Annotated in this window: 18 protein-coding genes; 9 read left to right on the top strand and 9 right to left on the bottom strand. The window is 48.2% G+C overall.

Annotated elements, in window-relative coordinates:
- Window positions 1-319: 319 nt before the first annotated feature.
- The 3 genes from L0156_18190 to sppA form a co-directional block, all read right to left on the bottom strand.
- Window positions 320-733, bottom strand: a complete 414-nt coding sequence (locus L0156_18190; protein ID MCI0604920.1) for a CoA-binding protein — start codon at window positions 731-733, stop codon at window positions 320-322.
- 63 nt (window positions 734-796) lie between these two features.
- Window positions 797-1,747 (bottom strand): branched-chain amino acid transaminase, encoded by a 951-nt coding sequence (locus tag L0156_18185; GenBank protein ID MCI0604919.1) that lies wholly within the window; start codon window positions 1,745-1,747, stop codon window positions 797-799.
- Window positions 1,748-1,755: 8 nt separating this feature from the next.
- On the bottom strand, window positions 1,756-3,471 hold the full coding sequence (gene sppA, locus L0156_18180; GenBank protein MCI0604918.1) for a signal peptide peptidase SppA: 1,716 nt from the start codon (window positions 3,469-3,471) through the stop codon (window positions 1,756-1,758).
- A gap of 152 nt (window positions 3,472-3,623) precedes the next feature.
- Here sppA and L0156_18175 point away from each other — a divergent pair, with 152 nt between their 5' ends.
- The gene (locus L0156_18175) at window positions 3,624-5,243 is read left to right on the top strand and encodes an ATP-dependent DNA ligase (protein MCI0604917.1); all 1,620 of its coding nucleotides are present in this window, start codon (window positions 3,624-3,626) and stop codon (window positions 5,241-5,243) included.
- Window positions 5,244-5,278: 35 nt separating this feature from the next.
- Here the strand turns inward: L0156_18175 and L0156_18170 are convergent, their stop codons facing one another.
- A complete protein-coding gene (locus tag L0156_18170) occupies window positions 5,279-5,671 on the bottom strand; it encodes a response regulator transcription factor (protein MCI0604916.1) in 393 nt (130 codons plus the stop codon).
- 158 nt (window positions 5,672-5,829) lie between these two features.
- The gene (locus L0156_18165; protein MCI0604915.1) at window positions 5,830-6,462 is read right to left on the bottom strand and encodes a response regulator transcription factor; all 633 of its coding nucleotides are present in this window, start codon (window positions 6,460-6,462) and stop codon (window positions 5,830-5,832) included.
- A 43-nt stretch (window positions 6,463-6,505) separates the two neighbouring features.
- On the opposite strand from L0156_18165, the gene L0156_18160 reads away from it, so the two are divergent.
- Complete coding sequence (locus tag L0156_18160) at window positions 6,506-7,300, top strand: RNA methyltransferase (GenBank protein ID MCI0604914.1); 795 nt, start codon at window positions 6,506-6,508, stop codon at window positions 7,298-7,300.
- 50 nt (window positions 7,301-7,350) lie between these two features.
- Here L0156_18160 and L0156_18155 read toward each other — a convergent pair whose 3' ends face one another.
- Window positions 7,351-8,037: a class I SAM-dependent methyltransferase gene (locus L0156_18155; protein ID MCI0604913.1), complete on the bottom strand. Its 687-nt coding sequence runs from the start codon at window positions 8,035-8,037 to the stop codon at window positions 7,351-7,353.
- Window positions 8,038-8,110: 73 nt separating this feature from the next.
- Here L0156_18155 and L0156_18150 point away from each other — a divergent pair, with 73 nt between their 5' ends.
- Window positions 8,111-8,920 carry an AraC family transcriptional regulator gene (locus L0156_18150; protein MCI0604912.1) on the top strand — a complete coding sequence of 270 codons (810 nt, stop codon included), beginning with the start codon at window positions 8,111-8,113 and terminating at the stop codon, window positions 8,918-8,920.
- Here the strand turns inward: L0156_18150 and L0156_18145 are convergent.
- A complete protein-coding gene (locus L0156_18145) occupies window positions 8,905-10,026 on the bottom strand; it encodes a DJ-1/PfpI family protein (GenBank protein ID MCI0604911.1) in 1,122 nt (373 codons plus the stop codon). The genes L0156_18150 and L0156_18145 overlap by 16 nt on opposite strands.
- A 234-nt stretch (window positions 10,027-10,260) precedes the next feature.
- On the opposite strand from L0156_18145, the gene L0156_18140 reads away from it, so the two are divergent.
- Both L0156_18140 and L0156_18135 read left to right on the top strand, forming a co-directional pair.
- Complete coding sequence (locus tag L0156_18140; GenBank protein MCI0604910.1) at window positions 10,261-12,324, top strand: protein kinase; 2,064 nt, start codon at window positions 10,261-10,263, stop codon at window positions 12,322-12,324.
- 4 nt (window positions 12,325-12,328) lie between these two features.
- Complete coding sequence (locus L0156_18135) at window positions 12,329-13,243, top strand: TIGR01212 family radical SAM protein (GenBank protein ID MCI0604909.1); 915 nt, start codon at window positions 12,329-12,331, stop codon at window positions 13,241-13,243.
- On the opposite strand, the gene L0156_18130 is transcribed toward L0156_18135, so the two are convergent.
- Together L0156_18130 and L0156_18125 are read right to left on the bottom strand one after the other, a co-directional pair.
- Window positions 13,230-13,796 (bottom strand): NAD(P)H-dependent oxidoreductase, encoded by a 567-nt coding sequence (locus tag L0156_18130; GenBank protein MCI0604908.1) that lies wholly within the window; start codon window positions 13,794-13,796, stop codon window positions 13,230-13,232. The two genes, L0156_18135 and L0156_18130, sit on opposite strands and share 14 nt — an antisense overlap.
- Window positions 13,797-14,180: 384 nt before the next feature.
- Window positions 14,181-15,068, bottom strand: a complete 888-nt coding sequence (locus tag L0156_18125) for an NmrA family NAD(P)-binding protein (protein MCI0604907.1) — start codon at window positions 15,066-15,068, stop codon at window positions 14,181-14,183.
- 94 nt (window positions 15,069-15,162) lie between these two features.
- On the opposite strand from L0156_18125, the gene L0156_18120 reads away from it, so the two are divergent.
- The 4 genes from L0156_18120 (at window position 15,163) to L0156_18105 (ending at window position 18,016) form a co-directional block, all read left to right on the top strand.
- Window positions 15,163-15,375, top strand: a complete 213-nt coding sequence (locus L0156_18120) for a hypothetical protein (protein ID MCI0604906.1) — start codon at window positions 15,163-15,165, stop codon at window positions 15,373-15,375.
- Window positions 15,375-16,124 (top strand): ribonuclease Z, encoded by a 750-nt coding sequence (locus L0156_18115; GenBank protein ID MCI0604905.1) that lies wholly within the window; start codon window positions 15,375-15,377, stop codon window positions 16,122-16,124. Before L0156_18120 ends, L0156_18115 begins: the two co-directional genes overlap by 1 nt.
- Before the next feature lie 174 nt (window positions 16,125-16,298).
- Complete coding sequence (locus tag L0156_18110) at window positions 16,299-16,979, top strand: hypothetical protein (GenBank protein MCI0604904.1); 681 nt, start codon at window positions 16,299-16,301, stop codon at window positions 16,977-16,979.
- A 32-nt stretch (window positions 16,980-17,011) separates the two neighbouring features.
- Entirely contained in the window at window positions 17,012-18,016 is a 1,005-nt protein-coding gene (locus L0156_18105; protein MCI0604903.1) for an esterase family protein, read from the top strand.
- The last annotated feature ends 156 nt before the right edge of the window (window positions 18,017-18,172 follow it).

Raw genomic sequence — 18,172 nt, 5'->3', positions numbered from 1 at the left:
ACGGCCAGACTTCTGCGGTTCGGAGTTCCTTGTTCGATATTCGGACTTCTCTCCGCTATCATTTTGGTTGTCGGCTATGCCGCGTTAGGTAAGAAAGGGGAAAGGAGATGGTGGAGATAAAGGGATTAAAGGCCGCTCTAACTTTTTCCGAATCGTTTCAAATCGCCGCGTAGAACGCGGCGTTTCTTTGAAAATCCTTCAAAGAAAAACGATTCAGAAAAGTATCTCCATATCTCCTTTATCTCCCGATCTCCTTTCTTACACTTATATTTCTTGCTTGAAAAGCACGAAAACAAGGATTAGCACTGCAGAGAAAAATCTAAAATCCCAGTCGGCGGTATTCGATTGCAGGGCAGCGATTCATGATCACGATTAGACCCGCGTCGAGCGCTTTCTGCGCGGCTTCTTCGTGATACACACCCAGCTGCGTCCATAGAATCTTTGCGCCAACTTCAATTGCCTGACCGGCGACATCGGGAACAAACTCGGAACGGCGAAACACATCCACCATCTCCACGGGAAACGGAATGGATGCGAGCTCTCTGTAGCAGGGGACTCCCAGAATCTCTTTGTGTCCGGGATTCACCGGGACCACACGATGACCCCTGTGCATCAATAATTCGGCGATCCTATGGCTGTCCCGGTAATTCTTTGGGGAACATCCTACTACAGCAATAGTACGTGAAGTTGCAAGAATTTCTCGGATAACAGCATCAGAAGGATTTTGAAACATAGTTTGTAGTAGCGACTTTAATCGCTATTTTTATAGCGAATGAATTCGCTACTACTAACAAAATTAGCGATTCCAGACCGGTGTAAGCCACTTTTTATATTGCGGGATATTGCCTCTCACGGCCTGGAAATAGACATCCTGAATCTTTTTGGTAATCGGCCCGGTCTCTCCGTTTCCGATTTTGCGCCGGTCGATGAAACCGACTCCGGAGATTTCTGCGCCCGTGCCACAAAGAAAGACTTCGTCACAAAAGTACAATTCACTGCGATTTATAGTGCGTTCTTCGCAGGGAATCTTGAGTTCCTGCGCAATTTCGAACACCGCCGACCGCGTGATGCCTTCTAAGACATTATCGTAAACAGGCGTGGTGATGAGTGTGCCGCTGCGAACAATAAAAATATTCATGCCGGCCGCCTCGGAAACAGTCCCGTCTTCATTTAACAGGATTCCTTCGTCAAAGCCTCCTTCACGAGCTTCAGCAGCCGCCAACGAAACATTTACATAGCTGCCGGAAACCTTCGCGCGTGGCGGAATTGCATTGTCTTGAATGCGACGCCAGGATGAAACCATCAAATTCAACGGTCTCTCTTTAGTTAAGTAAGAGCCCATTGGGACCGCAAATACCAGAAATTCGTGTTGTTGATCCCATCTCAAACCGATCCGCTGCGCCGATTTGTAAGCCATCGGGCGAATGTAAATGTCTTCGTGATATCCGCATTTACGAACTATTTCTACGGTCAGATCGGCTAGTTGTTGAGCAGTTTGTTCCATGTCCATCATCAGGATTCGGCCATTGTTCCTCATTCGCGTGTAGTGATCGGCTAATCGGAGAATGTAAACATCGTCGTGTTCGGGATTGTAGTATCCGCGGATGCCTTCAAAAATCGCCGAACCGTAGAGGAAGGCATGAGTCATAATGCTGATTTTTGCATCGAGCAAAGGGACAAACTTGCCTTCAACATACGCGTAGGCGTTTGCCAGAGATCGAGAACTAACTTGTTCGTGTGGATCCATTTATGTGTTCAATCGACGAAGATTCGATAGGGCATTAATAATAGCACAGGTTCTTTTTCTGCAACGCGTGCCAGCGCCCAAAATTGTTTTAGCTCAAAACCGGACGGGAGAGAAAAGCTCTCTTCGGAGATCATTTCCGCAAATCCTCCTGCTCGATTCGAAGGGTAAATTGCATAGCTGAAGTCTTTGATCCCGGCAAGCTTCTTCGCCTCTTCGACGGCGTCCACTAAACCACCGATTTTATCAATCAAGCCGATTGACAGCGCCTGGTCGCCTGTCCAGACGCGGCCCTGTCCGATGGAATCGATTTGCTGTTGTGTCTTTTTTCTCCCTTCTGCCGCCTTGCGGGTGAACGTGTCGTAAGTGTCCACCATATGTTTCCGGATGATCTTCCACTCTTCTTCGCCAAAGGGAACGTAATCGCTGAATAGATCGGCATGTTTTCCCCGTTTCACGATTTCTTTTTTCATGCCGATTTTGTCATACAGGCCCTTCAGATAAAACTTTCCACCGTAAACTCCGATCGAACCGGTGATGGTGGATGGATCCGCAAAGATTTTGGTTCCGGCCATGGAGACGTAATACCCTCCGCTGGCGGCCACATCGGACATGGATACGATAACCGGCTTCTTTTTCGCCGTGATTTGCACTTCGCGCCAGATAACGTCTGAAGCGGAAGGGGAACCGCCCGGCGAATCTACACGAAACACAATTGCTTTCACATTCGAATCTTCGCGCGCGTGTTTAAACGACTCGCTTACAGTACCTGAGCCTAGAAACTCCTCACCAAAACCGCGATACGATTCACCGGGAATGATCGTGCCGGTTGCGTAAATCAGCGCAATCTTCTCCGGTCTTTCATCCAGCAAGTCGCGAAAGGAAGGCTTCTGATATTCCAGAATGGAAACCCCATGAAGCTCGTTCAGCTTCAGATTCTTTTTGATCATGCTTTCCAGTTGATCGCGATACAGCAAATCGTCCACAAGTCCCGTGGCTTTCAATTCGGTGCTGATCAGCGGACTTTGATCCACCAGCGCTCGAACCACTTCGGGAGTAAGTTTGCGATCTGTGGCAATGTCTTGAGTGATGCGCTGATAAAGAGACTCCAACAATTCATTGGTCTGTTTGCGATCCGGTTCAGACATGCTTTCGCGAGTGTAACTTTCACTTCCACTTTTATACATACCAACATGATCCATTTGCGCTTCCACGCCAATCTTATCGAAAGTCCCTTTGTAAAAAGGGAGTTCGGCCCGAATGCCAATCAAAGTAAACCAGCTATCACTTTCCGGCGGTAGATACAGTTTTGGCGCAGCGGAACAGATGTAGTAGTCGATTGTGCCGCCATCTTCAACGAATCCATAAACCGGCTTTTTCGATGCCGCAGCAAATTTTTTGATTGCAGCCCGAAGCTCCTGGGCTTTTCCAGGACCCATGCTTGCAAAAGTTGAATTCACGATCAGGGCCTTGATCCGATCATCCGTTTTTGCTTTTTCAAGAGACCGCAAAACCCCTCGCATCGTGAGAATGTCGCCGATCAACAGTTTGGTTTTCCAGTCCCGAGGTCCTTCTTCCGGCAGCGGACCGGCAAGATCCAGTATCAGCGCGCTGTTATCTTTGACCTTTGGCCCCATAGTCCAGGCGGTAATCACAATGAACAGAATCAAAAGCATGAAGAAAGAGAGCACCGTCCGGAGCAGGAACTTGAGAAACCGTTTGATCATGAAACCTCACAAAGTAGCGCGGACGTCTCGTCTGCGCAGAGCTCCGCAGGCGGGACGCCCGCGCTACTTTAGTAAATTTAGCTTGTTAGCGGGCTCTTTTCCATAGTTGATGTAACTTGCCAACTGGAGGGTGTCCCCTTATCTTTCTCGAGATGCTGCGTTTTGCCTTGTGCTGCGAAGAGATTTCCAAAACAACAAAGAAGCTGCAAAAGGAAAAAATTCTTGCTAGATATTTGAGTGGCTTAACGGACGAGGACCTTTCTATCGCCTGCGTGTTTTTTACCGGATATCCGTTTGCGCTGAAGGACCAGAGAGTCACCAGAGTTGGTTTTGCTGCTATCCGGGACGCTCTGGAGGATCTGGAAAGCGGATTCGTTGAAAGGCTCGGCCCTGTGCTGTTGCGGACCGGCGATCTTGGAACGGCCATTGCGGAATTGTTTTCCTCGCAGGAAAAAGAGCCGGTCTTGACCCTGAAAGAAGTAAGATCGTACTACGAGAAGCTTACTACAATTTCAGTTGCCCGAGAAAGACGGGATCTGCTTCGCGAAATGCTGATGCGATCCACCCCTTTGGAAACGAAGTACTGGATCAAGATTCTGGGCGGTGGAATGAGAATCGGTTTGCAGGAAGGACTCGTCGAATCCTCGATTGCAAAAGCTTTCGAACAATCATTGGAAAAAGTGCAGTACGCGAATATGTTGCTCGGGGACATCGGAGAGTGCGCCGTTCTTGCGCGATACGCGCGCCTGGAGCATGCCCGCATGCAGCTTCTGCATCCGATCAAACCGATGCTGGCTTCCGTGGAAGAGGATCCCGGGAAAATTCTGGAATACATGGATGGGCGTGGATTGGCGGAAGACAAGTATGACGGTATCCGGGCTCAGATTCACAAAGAGAATCAAACGGTAATGATTTTCTCACGCGATCTGGACGACATTACCCGGTCCTTTCCCGATGTCGTGGAGACATTGAAGGACGTATCTCATTCTTTTCTGATGGATGGAGAGATAGTTCCTTATAAAGACGGACGGATCTTAAGCTTTGCGCTGCTGCAAAATCGACTCGGCAGGAAGGTTCTGGCTGCAGAGATTCTGGATCAGATTCCATGTCGCTATTTCGCTTTTGATTTGCTGTTTCTGGACGGCAACTTACTTCTTGATCTCCCTCTTCTGGAAAGAAGAAATCGCCTGTTGCAGATTCAGAATCTTCACTCGAAACGATTCTCTGTCTCTGAACAACGCACGATCCAAACAATCGACGAACTCGAAGGATGTTTCGATGCTTCCCGTTCACGAAACAATGAAGGGCTCGTGATTAAGCATCCTGATTCTCCCTACAAGCCGGGGAAGCGAGGAAAGCAATGGCTCAAGCTGAAACGCGCTCTTGTGACTCTGGACGTTGTTGTTGTCGCGGCGGAGTACGGCCACGGAAAACGTGCGGGTTTGCTTTCGGATTACACCTTTGCTGTTCAGGACCGGGATGGGCTTCGAACCATTGGGAGGGCTTATTCCGGAATTACGGATAAGGAGCTGTTCCAGTTGTCCGAGTTGTTCCACAAGATTTCCATTCGAAATGAAGGTTTTTTGCACGTGGTTCCACCTCAGGTGGTTCTGGAAGTCACCTTTGACAGAATCAACCGCAGCGATCGCCACACAAGTGGATTCGCATTGCGTTTTCCACGAATCAAAAACATTCGATGGGATAAGAAACCGGAAGAGATCGATACGCTTGAAACTGTGGAAAAGCTATTTCAAGCTCAGGATCAATCCTAATTTTTTTCTTGGCGTCTTGGCGCCTTGGCGGTTAGTTATAAAAAAGTATGGCCTTGATGAACTTCGCGGATCACGCGGATGAGTTTATCGCGCGAAGTATCCTTTAAGAGATAAGCGACGGCGCCGACTTGCAAACTGTTCTGAATGTCTTCGGGAAAATCGTACGCGCTCAAAATGATAAATCGCGCCTGGGGATGAGTTTTCCGGATAGCTTTTACAGTCTCAATCCCGTTCATGACCGGCATGCTGAGATCCATCAACGTGACATCGGGGCAGATTTCTTCATAGGAGTCGAGTGCAACTTTACCATTGGGCGCTTCCGCAACAACTTTCATGTCCGGCTGAATGTTGATCAACCGGGTCATGGCTTCGCGCACCAGACTGTGGTTATCCACGACGAGGATTCTTATCGGCTTTGTTTCTTCCATAACTATTCTTGATCCGCCTAAAGAATACTCAAATCAGGAGAACGCTTCATGGCTCTCAAGTTCGGAATAAGAATACAGAAGGTAGCCCAGGGGCAGGTATAACTTAAGTTATAGAAAAATCTCTAACCCGAAAAATAGTTGACAAAGTCAACCATTTTTCAGTCGAGGTGCACCAATCCCCGTTTTAGAGCGACGGATACTGCTTGAGTGCGGTCCGTTACATTCAGCTTCGAAAGGATGTTGTTAACGTGAGATTTTACGGTCCCCTCAGAAATGCCGAGTTGATCCCCAATTTCTTTGTTGCTTTTCCCCTGAGTGATCAGTTTCAGCACTTCAAATTCGCGCGAAGTTAGCTCGTTACCACCGACCCTTTCGGCCAGCCGCGTGGCGATTTTACCAGGGATGCAGCGTTCTCCACCATGAACGCGAATGATTGCGGAGATCAGCTCATTTCGCGGAGAGTCCTTCAACAAATAGCCGCGTGCGCCTGCCTGGATTGCCTGGTAGATGTCTTCTTCATGATCGAAGCTGCTCAAGATGATGACGCGCGCATTGGTGAATTCGTTCCGAATGCTTTCAATGGCCTGTGCGCCGTTCATATCCGGCATACGCATATCCATCAAAGTGATATCCGGACGAACCTTTCGATACAATTGCATCGCTTCTTGAGCGGACCCGGCTTCCCCCACCAACTCCATTCTTTTGTCGGTGCTGATGATTCTCGCGATGCCTTCTCGAACGACAGGATGATCATCAACGATCATCACACGAATGAGATCCGATTTAGCCATGACGCAACTCCGTGGTTTCTTATTGTAACTGTAAAATGAATCTATGCATATTTCGAAAGCGACCGATGCGCACCAGGTACAGGCATTTTCCAACATCTCCCGGCAATGGCGGAAGCAATTCGAGGCGGGCAGTTTTTATGCCGAAGGGGAACAGGTGGTATCCCGTTTGTTGCAATCGGAGCTGAGCATCTTGACCATGCTCATTACCGAAAAGCATTTTGAACAATGGAAGCCGTTGATTCAACGGCGCCAAAAGGATGAGACTACCATCTGGATTGCGGAGAAAAAATGGACGGAAGAGAACACCGGACAGAAACTGAATCAGCCTTGTTTGGCGCTGGCAAAAATCCCGCCGGACGCTTCCCTGGAGCATCTGATTCGTAAAGATTCCTGTTGTCTCGTCGCTTTAGATGGCATTGATCACGCTGTGAATGTTGGAGCCATTGTTCGAAATTGCGCTGCCTTTGGCGTGATTGGACTTCTTGTGGACGAGACATCGGTCCATCCTTATAGCTGGCGAGCGGTGAGAACCTCTCTCGGAAGCGTTTTTCAGGTGCCTGTGGCGGCGAGTAATTCGCTTTCGGAAACTTTGAGGCTATTGCAAAATCAATATCAAATCACATTGATCGCGGCTGATCCTGAAGGTTCGGTCCGGCTTTCAGATTTGGATTTTTCGAAGAATAGTTGCTTCATTTTTGGAAACGAGCATCGTGGCATTTCGAAAAAGATTTTGAGTTTAGCTCCCGTGCGGGTAGCAATTCCGCTTTCCGGAAAGGTTGATTCGTTGAATGTGGCTGCCGCAAGTGCAATTTTTTTGTATGCGGGCAAACGGATGTAGCGCGGGCGTCTCGCCTGCGAAACTGCGCGCAGACGGGACGTCCGCGCTACTTACGATTTTCTCGCGATGACGATAACGGAAAGGCCTGCGAAATAAGCGAGGAGTCTTTCCAACTTCAATAAAGGCACCACGATATTGAAGCGGCTGCAGAGCTGTTGTGGCAGATTCTGGCGTTTTAGAATCTTGCCATATAGAAACCATCCGGCCATTCCAATCACGTTAATGTATTCCGTTTTTAGAATCTCGAAAGAAGTTGCCCGTATGATGCGGCTAATCGATGCTTTGGTATAGCGCCGGTAGTGGCCGAAGGAACGATCCAAACTTCCGTAAAGAAATTGCATGGCGGGAACCATTAGAATCAGGTTTCCGCCTGGTTTTAGCCGTGCATTCAAACATCGAAGGGCCTGAAGATCATCTTCCAGATGTTCTACTACATTCAGAATGACCACCGAGTCGTACAATTCATCGTTGGGAAAGGGGGTGTAGAGGTCCCAGTTGAGCGCGCGGTGAAATTCCTGTGAAAGTTTCGCCACTAATCTTTGGTCGACATCCGAAACATGATATTCATCCGCATTTTCTTGAGCCCAGCGCGCAAAATTTCCGATGCCGGCGCCGATTTCAAGTACCTTACCTTTCATATAAGGCTTCACTCGATTCGCCAACCACTTGTAGTAATCGCCCGCCTGGCTCAGTGTTTCCAGGCTTTCACAGATCGCATCCTGTGTTTCTATTTGCATTTGTTGGATGATACTACCACAGGCAAAAGCGCTGCGAACTTCTTCATGCTACGGGACGTATACTAACTCAGTTGTGACAACACAATTCTGGCGCGTTCCTGAACTAAACAACCTTGAATTCCTGCGAATGTCGGACTCCTCCCATTTTTTCCCGCGCCACTGGCATGAGACCTATGTGATTGAGGTCGTTGAACAGGGAGTCAATGAGTTCTGGTGTGAAGGGAAAACCTACTCTGCCGGGCGTGGAAGCATCCTGATTATACAACCGGGCGAAGTTCATACCGGATATCCCGCACGCAAATCTCATCTGACCTATCGGTCTCTCTATCCTTCGAAGAGTTTTATGAGAAAGCTATCGTGTGACATCTATGGAAAAGGGATCCAGCCGCATTTTCCACAAAAGGTAATTCAGGATAAAGAGCTCGCCTCAGCGCTCACTAAGGCTCACATGTTGCTGGAGCGCTCGGGAGAAAGAATGGAAGGTCAGTCTTTGATGGTCTTGAATCTCGGACGCCTGATTACGACTTACTCCGATTCGCCAATTTCTGCGGCAATCGATTCAAATGCATTGATCTATTCGAAAATTCACCGGGCGATTTCCTATCTCGTCGAAAATTATCAGCAAACCATTTCACTGAATGAAATATCGGCTCTTTCCGGCTTGAGTGAATTTCATTTTGTGCGAACTTTCCGGAAAGCGACCGGACTTCCTCCTTATGAATATCTCGTTTCTATTCGTGTGGAAAAAGCGCGAAAACTTTTGTCGAAAGGGATGCCGATTGTAGAAGTTGCCACGCAATCAGGCTTTTATGATCAGAGCCATTTCAACCGCCACTTCAAGCGAATCTACGGGATTACGCCTGGCGCTTACTTAAACGCCTGAGCGGTTCCTGCCCGATCAAAAACCAGTTTGATTACATAAGCATTTTGCTCTTTTTCAGCTGTCTGAACTTGCACGTTCGCCTTCCAGGGATTGCCGTCCCGGTCTGAGAAAGTCCAGTTACTGTTGACGGGACTCTGTTTGGTTTTGGTCTCTTTCCAATTCGCGCGTGCAACTAGGCCGGTTCGGATGTGATTCAACAATTCTTCTTTCGTCATATCCGTGCGCAACAATCCATCCATTTCCCAGTGGTCCGTTGTCCCTTCTGTGCGAAGGAATTTCCATTGTGTCCCATCCGGCCATCCGATGTTGGGAACATTCATATCTGCAAGCGCCGCTCGCGCAAATTTTGAATCGGGCTGCCAGTTGTATTCAAGATGCAAAGCGATTTGTTGAGCTTCTCCCTTACCACGGATCTTCGAAACCACATGCAAGGATCCATCAAAACCTGAGCTCAGTCCCGCAGTGGTGATGATCTTTCCGTTATCCACGAATCGCTGATTCCGGACGACCTTTGTTTTGGTCGCCTGCCGGGTAAGTTCATCCAGCAAACCATAAAACGTGGTGGCGCTCAGGCCATCCAGTAATCCGGACTTAGCGAGTAAAAACGCTCCATTGCAAACAGAAAGAACGTATTGAGCTTTTGCAGATGTTTCCTTGATCCATTGAATTGTTTTTGCACTGTTGATTGGAGAATCGATGGAACCTCCGGGCACCACCAGGATGTCGACCTGCGGAGCGCTTGCAAAATCGTACTTCGGCGTAACGGTCATATTCATCGAAGTGGTAATCGGTTGTTTTGTTTCAGCAATTGTGAAGACGTTGCAGTCCGCCTGGCCAAAAACTTCATAGGGCGCGGTGTAATCGATAATTTGAACGCCGTCGAAGATCAGGATACCTACCTTTTTTCTGGTATCTTGCTTCAAAAATGCTGCCTTCTCTACAAGATCCATTCCACAAACGGGACAGTTTCCCGGTTTGTCAAATTCCAGATTCTTGCACTCCATCGGACAGATATAAGTGTCTTTCTCTTCCGCATGAGATTTTTCAAATGGTTGCAAGGAAAGTAGGAATAAGAGCGTCGCGAATAAAAGGAACCCTTTCAACATAAACCACCTCTCTGATGATGCGTAGAATATCGTGTTCATCCAGCGTTTGTCTTGGACGATCTTGCCGCTGTGAGTTGAATCGATTTCCCCTCCTTATGAAGGAGGAGACTAAGGGGAGGTTGGAGAATGTTCCAACCCCCTCTTAAGGCAGAGAAATGTAGCACGCGTTCAATTCATTCGTGCTGAGTTTCAACCGAATCATTTCGGCGCTTATGTTATCCTATACGTTTAGTCATGGGCGCCATTCCTCAAAAAATCGGCAAATATCAAATTGAATCGGTCCTTGGAAGGGGCGGCATGGGAGAAGTGTATAAAGCGCATGATTCCGCGCTCGGCCGTTTCGTTGCTCTTAAGGTGATGCGCGGACCTGCGCTCGATGATATGAACGCCCGCGAAAGGTTTATCCGGGAAGCTCAATCGGCCGGCGGACTTCGCCATCCCAACATCGTGACCGTTTACGATCTCGGTGAATTTGAGGATCGAATGTACATCGCCATGGAATTCATCCATGGCGAAGATCTGGAACATTTGATCAAGAAAAAAGCGGCGTTGACGCTCGATGACAAGTTCAATATTTTGATTCAGGTTTGCGAGGGAATTAGTTACGCTCACAAAAATCAAATTGTTCACAGGGACTTAAAGCCTTCGAACATCAGAATTGACGAACAGGGAATTGCCAAAATCATGGATTTCGGCATTGCAAAACTGGAATCTTCCAACATGACTGCTTCCGGTACGGTCATGGGAACCCCTTACTACATGTCTCCAGAACAGGTGCGGGGCATGCGCGTCGATCAGCGCAGCGATGTCTTTTCTCTAGGCGCAATTCTTTACGAACTTTTCGCATACAAGAAAGCATTTGAAGGAGAGCTTGCGGCCGTATTTTTTAAAATTGTTCATGAACAACCACAACCGATCGCCGGTTTGATCAAGGTTCCAGCGGACGCCATCCAGCAAATCATTGATGGCTGTCTCGAAAAAGACAAATCCAAGAGAATTCAATCCGTAAACGAGTTGTTGGAAGCCCTGCGAAAAGCTCATCAATGGTATCTGGAAAGCCGCTTGTTGCAGACAACCGGATTGGAATCTGATCTGGAAGCGAACATTCCGACATTCCACATGGCCCCTGCACCGGCAGCGGTGAAACCTAAAACGGTTCCACCTTCGGCCGCTGCGACCGAGTTATTCAATAGGCCTGCAACCGTGAGTCCCGAATCTTCCGCCCCTACTGCTTTACTACAAGGCGTGCCACTGCAGCAAAATCCGCCGCCGATTCCTACGGCTGCTCCCATGCATACGGTCGCGGAAACCGTGCCGAAACCTAAGACGTCCAGCACAGGGCCTCTGATACTGCTCGCAGTTCTGTTCGTAGTCTTTATTGGCGGCGGCACCGCCGCGTATTTTATTTTCTTCAACGAACCGGATCCGGTAATCGTAGATCCCAAGAAAGATGGTATTAAAACCGATGATTCGAGAAAAGAGATCCCTATCGATTCCGAAAAACGAACAGATCCTTCTATCGATCAGGTGAATGTGACCTCCTTTCAAAATGAAATTGCCTCTGCCAAAGCGCTTCATCAAGAAGGACGGTATGAGGAAGCCATCATGATTTATGAGGATGTCTTGAAGAAGAATCCCACCGATCCGCAAGTTCATTATTTGCTGGGTGCCTCTAAAAAGAGTCTGAATAAAACCCAGGAAGCCCTGGTTGCTTTTCAAAAAGCGGTTGAGCTGAATGAATCACATCAGCAAGCCTGGGAGCAAATCGGTGATTTGTTGATGAACCGGATGGACTACAGAGGCGCGGAAAATGCATTTCTTAAATCTACTTCTCTAAATCCTTCTTCCGCTACGAGCTGGGAAGGATTGGCGCAAACCTATTTAATACAGCAGAAAACGGACAAAGCAGAGGGTGCCTACGAAAAACTCCTGGCATTGGAACCGGAGAATATTCCTGCCACCTACAATCTTGGTGTCATTCAGAACCTCAGTAACAAAAGGGAAGCCGCAAAAGAGTCTTTCAAAAAAGTGATTCGCCTGAATCCCAACTATGCGGAAGCTTACAACAATCTGGGAGCTATTTACCTGATGGAAGGTCAGCTACCTCAATCGATTCAGGAAAATGAAAAAGCTTTACAGCTCAAGCCGGATCTTGCGGCGGCTCATTACTCGCTTTTCCTTGCCTACGAGCTGCAGAAAAACAACGCGCGCGCTGTGGACCATTTGAAACGTTATTTGGAGCTTACAGGCGATGATGATCCGGCGCTAAAAGAGAAACTCAAACAGTACAGCCGGTAATCCTTTGAAACTCTATCGTTCGTACAACGACTACTTAAGGGAACGCTACGGAGAACGCGTTCATAAAGTTTCCATTGACGCAGGTTTCACCTGTCCCAATCGTGACGGAACAAAGGCAGTCGGCGGATGTATCTATTGCAACAATGACAGTTTTAATTTCAGTCAGAAAACGAGTGTTTCGGAACAGTTGTCCTCCGGCATCGAAAGGTCGAAAAGGAGATATGGGGCCAGGAAATTCATCGCTTATTTTCAAGCTTACACAAATACTTACGGTCCGCTGGACACTCTTTACGATGCTTACAATACGATCCATCAGTTCCCTGAAATTGTAGGACTTTGCATAGGCACTCGTCCGGACTGCGCGTCCGATGAAGTGCTGGAGATGATCCAGACATTCGCGGGTTCTCATGAAGTGTGGATCGAGTACGGATTGGAATCCAGCAATGACGAAACTTTGCGGCGCATCAATCGCGCGCATACTTACGCCGATTTTAAGGATGCTGTTCTGCGCACGGCCGGGCGCGGCATCCAAATTGGTACACACATCATTGTTGGTTTCCCATGGGAGTTGGAACAAACGGTGTATCAGACTGCGAACGATATCGCTTCGCTGCCCGTAAACGCGATCAAAATTCACAACCTGCACATCGTGCGGGGCACGCCCCTGCAAAGGATGTATGAACGAACGCCATTCGAATTGATTTCGATGCAGGACTACGCAAAGTGGACGGCCCGTATCCTGGAATTGCTTCCACCCGAGATGATTGTCTTGAGACTGAGCGCCGAATGTCCTTCGAATTTACTTGTCGCGCCGGATTGGTGCAATGAAAAGAAAATGATTGTTGCATTGATTTCAGAGGAGCTGTTGCAGCGTAATTCCTATCAGGGAAAGGATTGGATTCCGGCTACGATTTCTTAAACCTCTGCGCGGCGAATTCTAACTCATGAGCCATCTGCAGGATTCTCGCTCTTAGTTTTTCATCCTTCAGATTGTTCTCTTCATCAAACTGTCTGTAACTGTTTGGGATTGCTACGGTGGTAGGACAGACCCAGCCATGCAAAGCTCTACTCACGTAATCCATCGTGTTAATGGCGTTGATTCCCGGAGTGCCTCCTGATGTGGAGATCAAACCAATCACTTTACCGGTCAAATACGGATTCGGATCATCCGCAAGATACTCCAGAAAATCCATTGCATTTTTGATTGCGCCGCTGAGTGTCCCATGATAAACGGGTGTCGAAAAGATAAGGGCATCGGCCGTGCGAATATGGTTTAGCATCAAAGGAACCGATTCCGGATAACCTTCCAGCTGCTCACAGGTTTCAAAACCAGGCAAGCGAAGCTCAGAAAGAAGAAGCGTAACGGTCTCGTGTCCCTTTTGTTCAAGAAATTCCAGAGCCAGCTTTAAAGCCAAGGCGCTGGAGGATCCAGGACGTAGAGAACCGCCCAGGCCCACAACTTTCAGTTTCATCTTTTACCGCAGAGTACGCTGAGACCGCAGAGCGGAGCTCCGCCCCGCACCCCAAAGGGGATAAACCGGATTACGGGATAGGGAGATAATTTGATTTTATCTGGTCTATCCATCGATCCGGTTTACCTCCTAGTTTTTTTAATTTTTCTTCGAACAGCGCGACAAAATGAACTATGAGTAACGCAGAGAAAAGATATTCTTTTTCTAACTCAGCGCGCTCCGCGTTCTCCGCGGTGAGTTTTATCCACAGGCGCGCATGAATATGAAAATAGCAAAAAAAATGAACGCGGCAGCCATCAACGAAAAAACACATCCCAGAAACTGTCCTCCTTGTTTGGGTGGTTCGTCGTTTGATTCAACCGGGTCATCCATGGCGAAATGATATCATGCGCTCCGGTACGCCGGCGCGAATACATTTTCTGCAAAATGTTCCAGCGTTGTGGGAGTTGTGTTTTCTGCTGTGCGTGGTTCTGGTCTGACAACGCCTTCATTTATTGCCCTAGCCATTTCGACATATTGTTTCGCAACGTCTTCCGAGATTCCGGCTTGCATCATTCCTTGCAAGGCGTTTTCGTAGGGAAATTGTATATAAGGGAGCTCCGGTTTGCCGATCGCTTTCGCCAGAATGTGAGATGCCTCTGCAATGGTGTAATCTTTTGGGCCTAATAAGTAGCGGTGGTTTCTACCTTTAAAATTCAGATTCGCGAGTGCTTCCGCTGCTACCATTCCAATATCGACTGTTGCGATGATCCCCATGCTCAGATCGGCTCTCAAGGGAGTTCCGTGGACTCCCATGCCCTGGATCACCGGGATGTCATGAAGGAAATTCTCCATGAAATAAGTAGGACGCAAATGCAGAACGTGCGCTTTTTCCAATTGGTTCAGCCGTGATTCTTGATAGTTCAAGCCTGCGATCGGTCCTGTTCCCGCTTCAAGTTCCCCTCCAACGCTGCTGAGATTTACGATATGGGAAACAGTTGATTTTTTCAGAGCCGATCCGATGGCGTCAGAAATTTTTTTCTGATACTCGCGAAGATTTTGGGCCTGCTCGTTAGGCGCGTTCATGGCAAAGACTGCCGTTGCATTCCGAAATGCTGCCGTAAGAAAATCCGCATCTTCCACAGTGCCGCTGGCAATTTCAGCGCCCAGCGCCTCCAGCTCTTTCAGGCGCTGCGAATTACGTGCTATCGCCCGCACTCTCTTTCCCTTTTTCAACAATTCTTGAACAATGGTTTTTCCAATGTTTCCTGTTGCTCCGATTATTGCAATCATGAAATCCTCCTTTGTAAAAAAAATAAACGCCAAGACACCAAAACGCCAAGTGTCTGCTTGCACATTCACGGAAGATTGAGCTACGCTAAGAACTATGGATGCGCTGACGCGCTGGAAAGAAATGACAAAAGATCTCCAATACACGGAAGATTTTGAATGCCCTCACTGTCATAAGGGAGTGCTCCATTACACAACGATTGAACCATACCCCGTCGGAATGGACGAACAGGCGAGGAAACAGTATCGAAGGATGTCGATTGAACAGTGCGGTACCTGCAAGACGAAGTTTCTAAGACCCTACGATTGATGCAAGTTGAATTTGTTGGAGTCGGGGAAGCATTTGACGAAAATTTACCGAACAATTCACAGATCCTTCAATGGGGGAATTGCCGGCTTCTAATCGATTGCGGTTACGCCGTTCCTCATGCTCTCTGGAAAGCTCATCCGGAACCCGAATACCTGGATGCAATTTATATCAGTCATCGCCATGCTGATCACTATTTCGGATTGCCTTCGGTTTTAGTAAGACTTGCGGAGGACAACAGGCAAAAGCCGCTGCTGGTTCTTTCGGCTGAGGGAACAAGGTCTACTCTGCTGGAAATGATTGATTATGCCTACCAGGGAATTCTTCCGAATATAGATTATGAGATTCAATTTCAAGAAGTTTCCACGCAGGAGCCTTTTTCATTTAGAGAGGCGCGGTTTGAGTTCGCTGTTTCTTCCCATCCCGTGAAGAATTATGCGATCGCGGTCTTTGCCGAAGGAAGAAAATATGCGTACAGCGGCGATGGGAATTTCAATGCTCATACGAGGCGCCTGTATCGTGGTTGCTCCCTGCTTGTGCATGACTCGTATGCATTCGGTTTCGAAACGCATGGACACGGGCAAATTCCCGAGATCGTAACCATGGCGGAAGAAGAAGAGGTCGAACGTTTAGCCTTGACTCACATCCAGAGAGACGTAAGGAGAACCAGACTGTCCGAAGTAAAGGATTTTGTGCGGCAATCGTCCGTCGATGTGATCATTCCTGAGCCCGGTGACGTATTAGAAATATAGAGGTGAAACTGTGGGAGATAAGAAAGTCGACTTCCTAAAGGATTTTAAGAAGATAAACAAGAAGGTTGTTTCGGTGAAAAAGAAACCGAAAGAGAAATCAACGCAAAGGCGCAAAGACGCTAAGTAATTGATTCCCTTTGCGCCTTGGCGTCTTTGCGTTAAAATGCTCGTAACATGAGACGACCTTTCCTTCTGGTTTTGGCGATAGCATTTCTAGGCTCCATGGCTTTCGCGGAAGAACAGGTACTGTTAAACGCGAATTTTGACGATGCTGACCTGGCCGGTTGGAAAATGGCAGGCGATCTTTGCATTGCGCCTTCCTTTTGTGCCGGTGATGCTCCGGGAAAATACTGGGTTGCATTCAGCACAAACAATGAAGAGGATTCCATCACTATGTGTGGCGCCAATTCTGTGGAGGGTTTGGAGAGTGTCCTGCGCTCACCCAGTCTGGCGTTCAGCGGAAAACCTTCCTGGATTCGGGTCGATTTTAAAGTCAAGTTTCTGACGAACGAAAATACATCCACAGACCTTGGCAACGATACGTTTCTCGTCCGCCTGCTTACCGTTGGTGGACCGGTGGTGCTGGCGGCTTTTGACGATTCCGGCGCGGCGCCCGAATCAAAAAATCTCGTGATTCGGGGAGACGACCGTTTTCGGGAAAGCAAATGCAATCCCACCTGGAAATACGAAACGGGACTGCTGCACGTATCGTACTATCGTACTTTTAGGGAGCCCTTCCGTACCGCGATGGCGTCCGGCCCGCTCGCAATTGAATTTTCGTTGAGCAATCATTTCGATAAGAACTTCGATTCGGCTGTTGTCATTGATGACGTCCAGCTGCGTGTCTACAAATAGGATTCAAGGGTTCAAAGGATCAAAAGTAAAAAATGAATCGGCCAGGTTCGCGTGTCGTTGTGGAACGACTGGAGAGCCGGATTTTGCGATCCAATCCTCTGGGAGATCCTTTCATCCGGGATCTACCCGTTTACTTACCTCCATCGTACTACAATAGTAATACGGAATACCCGGTGATCCTGTGCCTTTCCGGATTCACCGGAAGTGGATGGTCCTGGTTCAACTTTCAAGCGTGGATCCCGACGATTGATGAGAGGATGGACAGCCTTGTCGCTTCCGGAGTGCCCGAAATGATCCTGGTTTTTCCGGACTGTTTTACCCGTTATGGAGGCAGCCAGTACCTCGATTCACCCGCAGTGGGAGACTACAGGTCCTATCTGACGGAAGAGGTGCTGCCCTTTGTGGATCAAATGTATCGAACGAAAAAAGACAAACGTTTCCGCGGCGTCCTGGGGAAATCGAGCGGAGGCTTCGGCGCGATTTCGCTGGCCATGGAAAGGCCCGAGCTTTTTTCCGGAGTCGCCTGTCATTCCGGTGATATGTATTTTGAATACTGCTACATTCCCGATTTCCCCGCGGCTTTTCGTTTGCTTCAGAAACAGGGGGGTCTTCAGCAAGTTCTTGAAAGGTTTGACCAGATTCCAAAAACAGGGAAAGAGGATCATGCATTGCTGAATACGATTGCCATGTCTGCATGTTATTCGCCCAATCCGGAAAAAAAGATCTCACAGTTTGATCTTCCGTTTGATGAAGAAACCGGGAAGATGCGAGACCGGATCTGGAAGAAATGGAAAAAGCTGGATCCGGTCGAAGTCGTGAAGACAAAAGGGGAGAATCTCGGCGATTATGGAATGGTTTACATCGATTGCGGCAATCGCGACGAATTTGGTTTGATGGTTGGAGCGAGAGTTTTTGTAAAAGAGCTAAAGAAGCTCGGGATTTCCCATTCCTATGACGAATTTGAAGGCGGCCATTTCAATATTCAACACCGCTACGATGCGTCTCTACGCAAGATGGCGGAATATTTTAGTTTGTAACGCCGGCTTCCAGCCGGCTCGGTGTGGCAGATCTCAAGGCTTTTGCCGGCAGGATGCCGGAGACTGTCCGAAAAGTCCGGAGTTGGGTGGTTCTAGAAGTTCATCCGCAAAGTCGACGTTTTAAACAATTTTAACCTGAGTCTGGTTAGCAATTGT

This window comes from bacterium (assembly GCA_022616075.1).
Classification (GTDB): Bacteria; Acidobacteriota; HRBIN11; order JAKEFK01; family JAKEFK01; genus JAKEFK01.
This window is presented reverse-complemented; position numbering and strand designations above follow the sequence as displayed.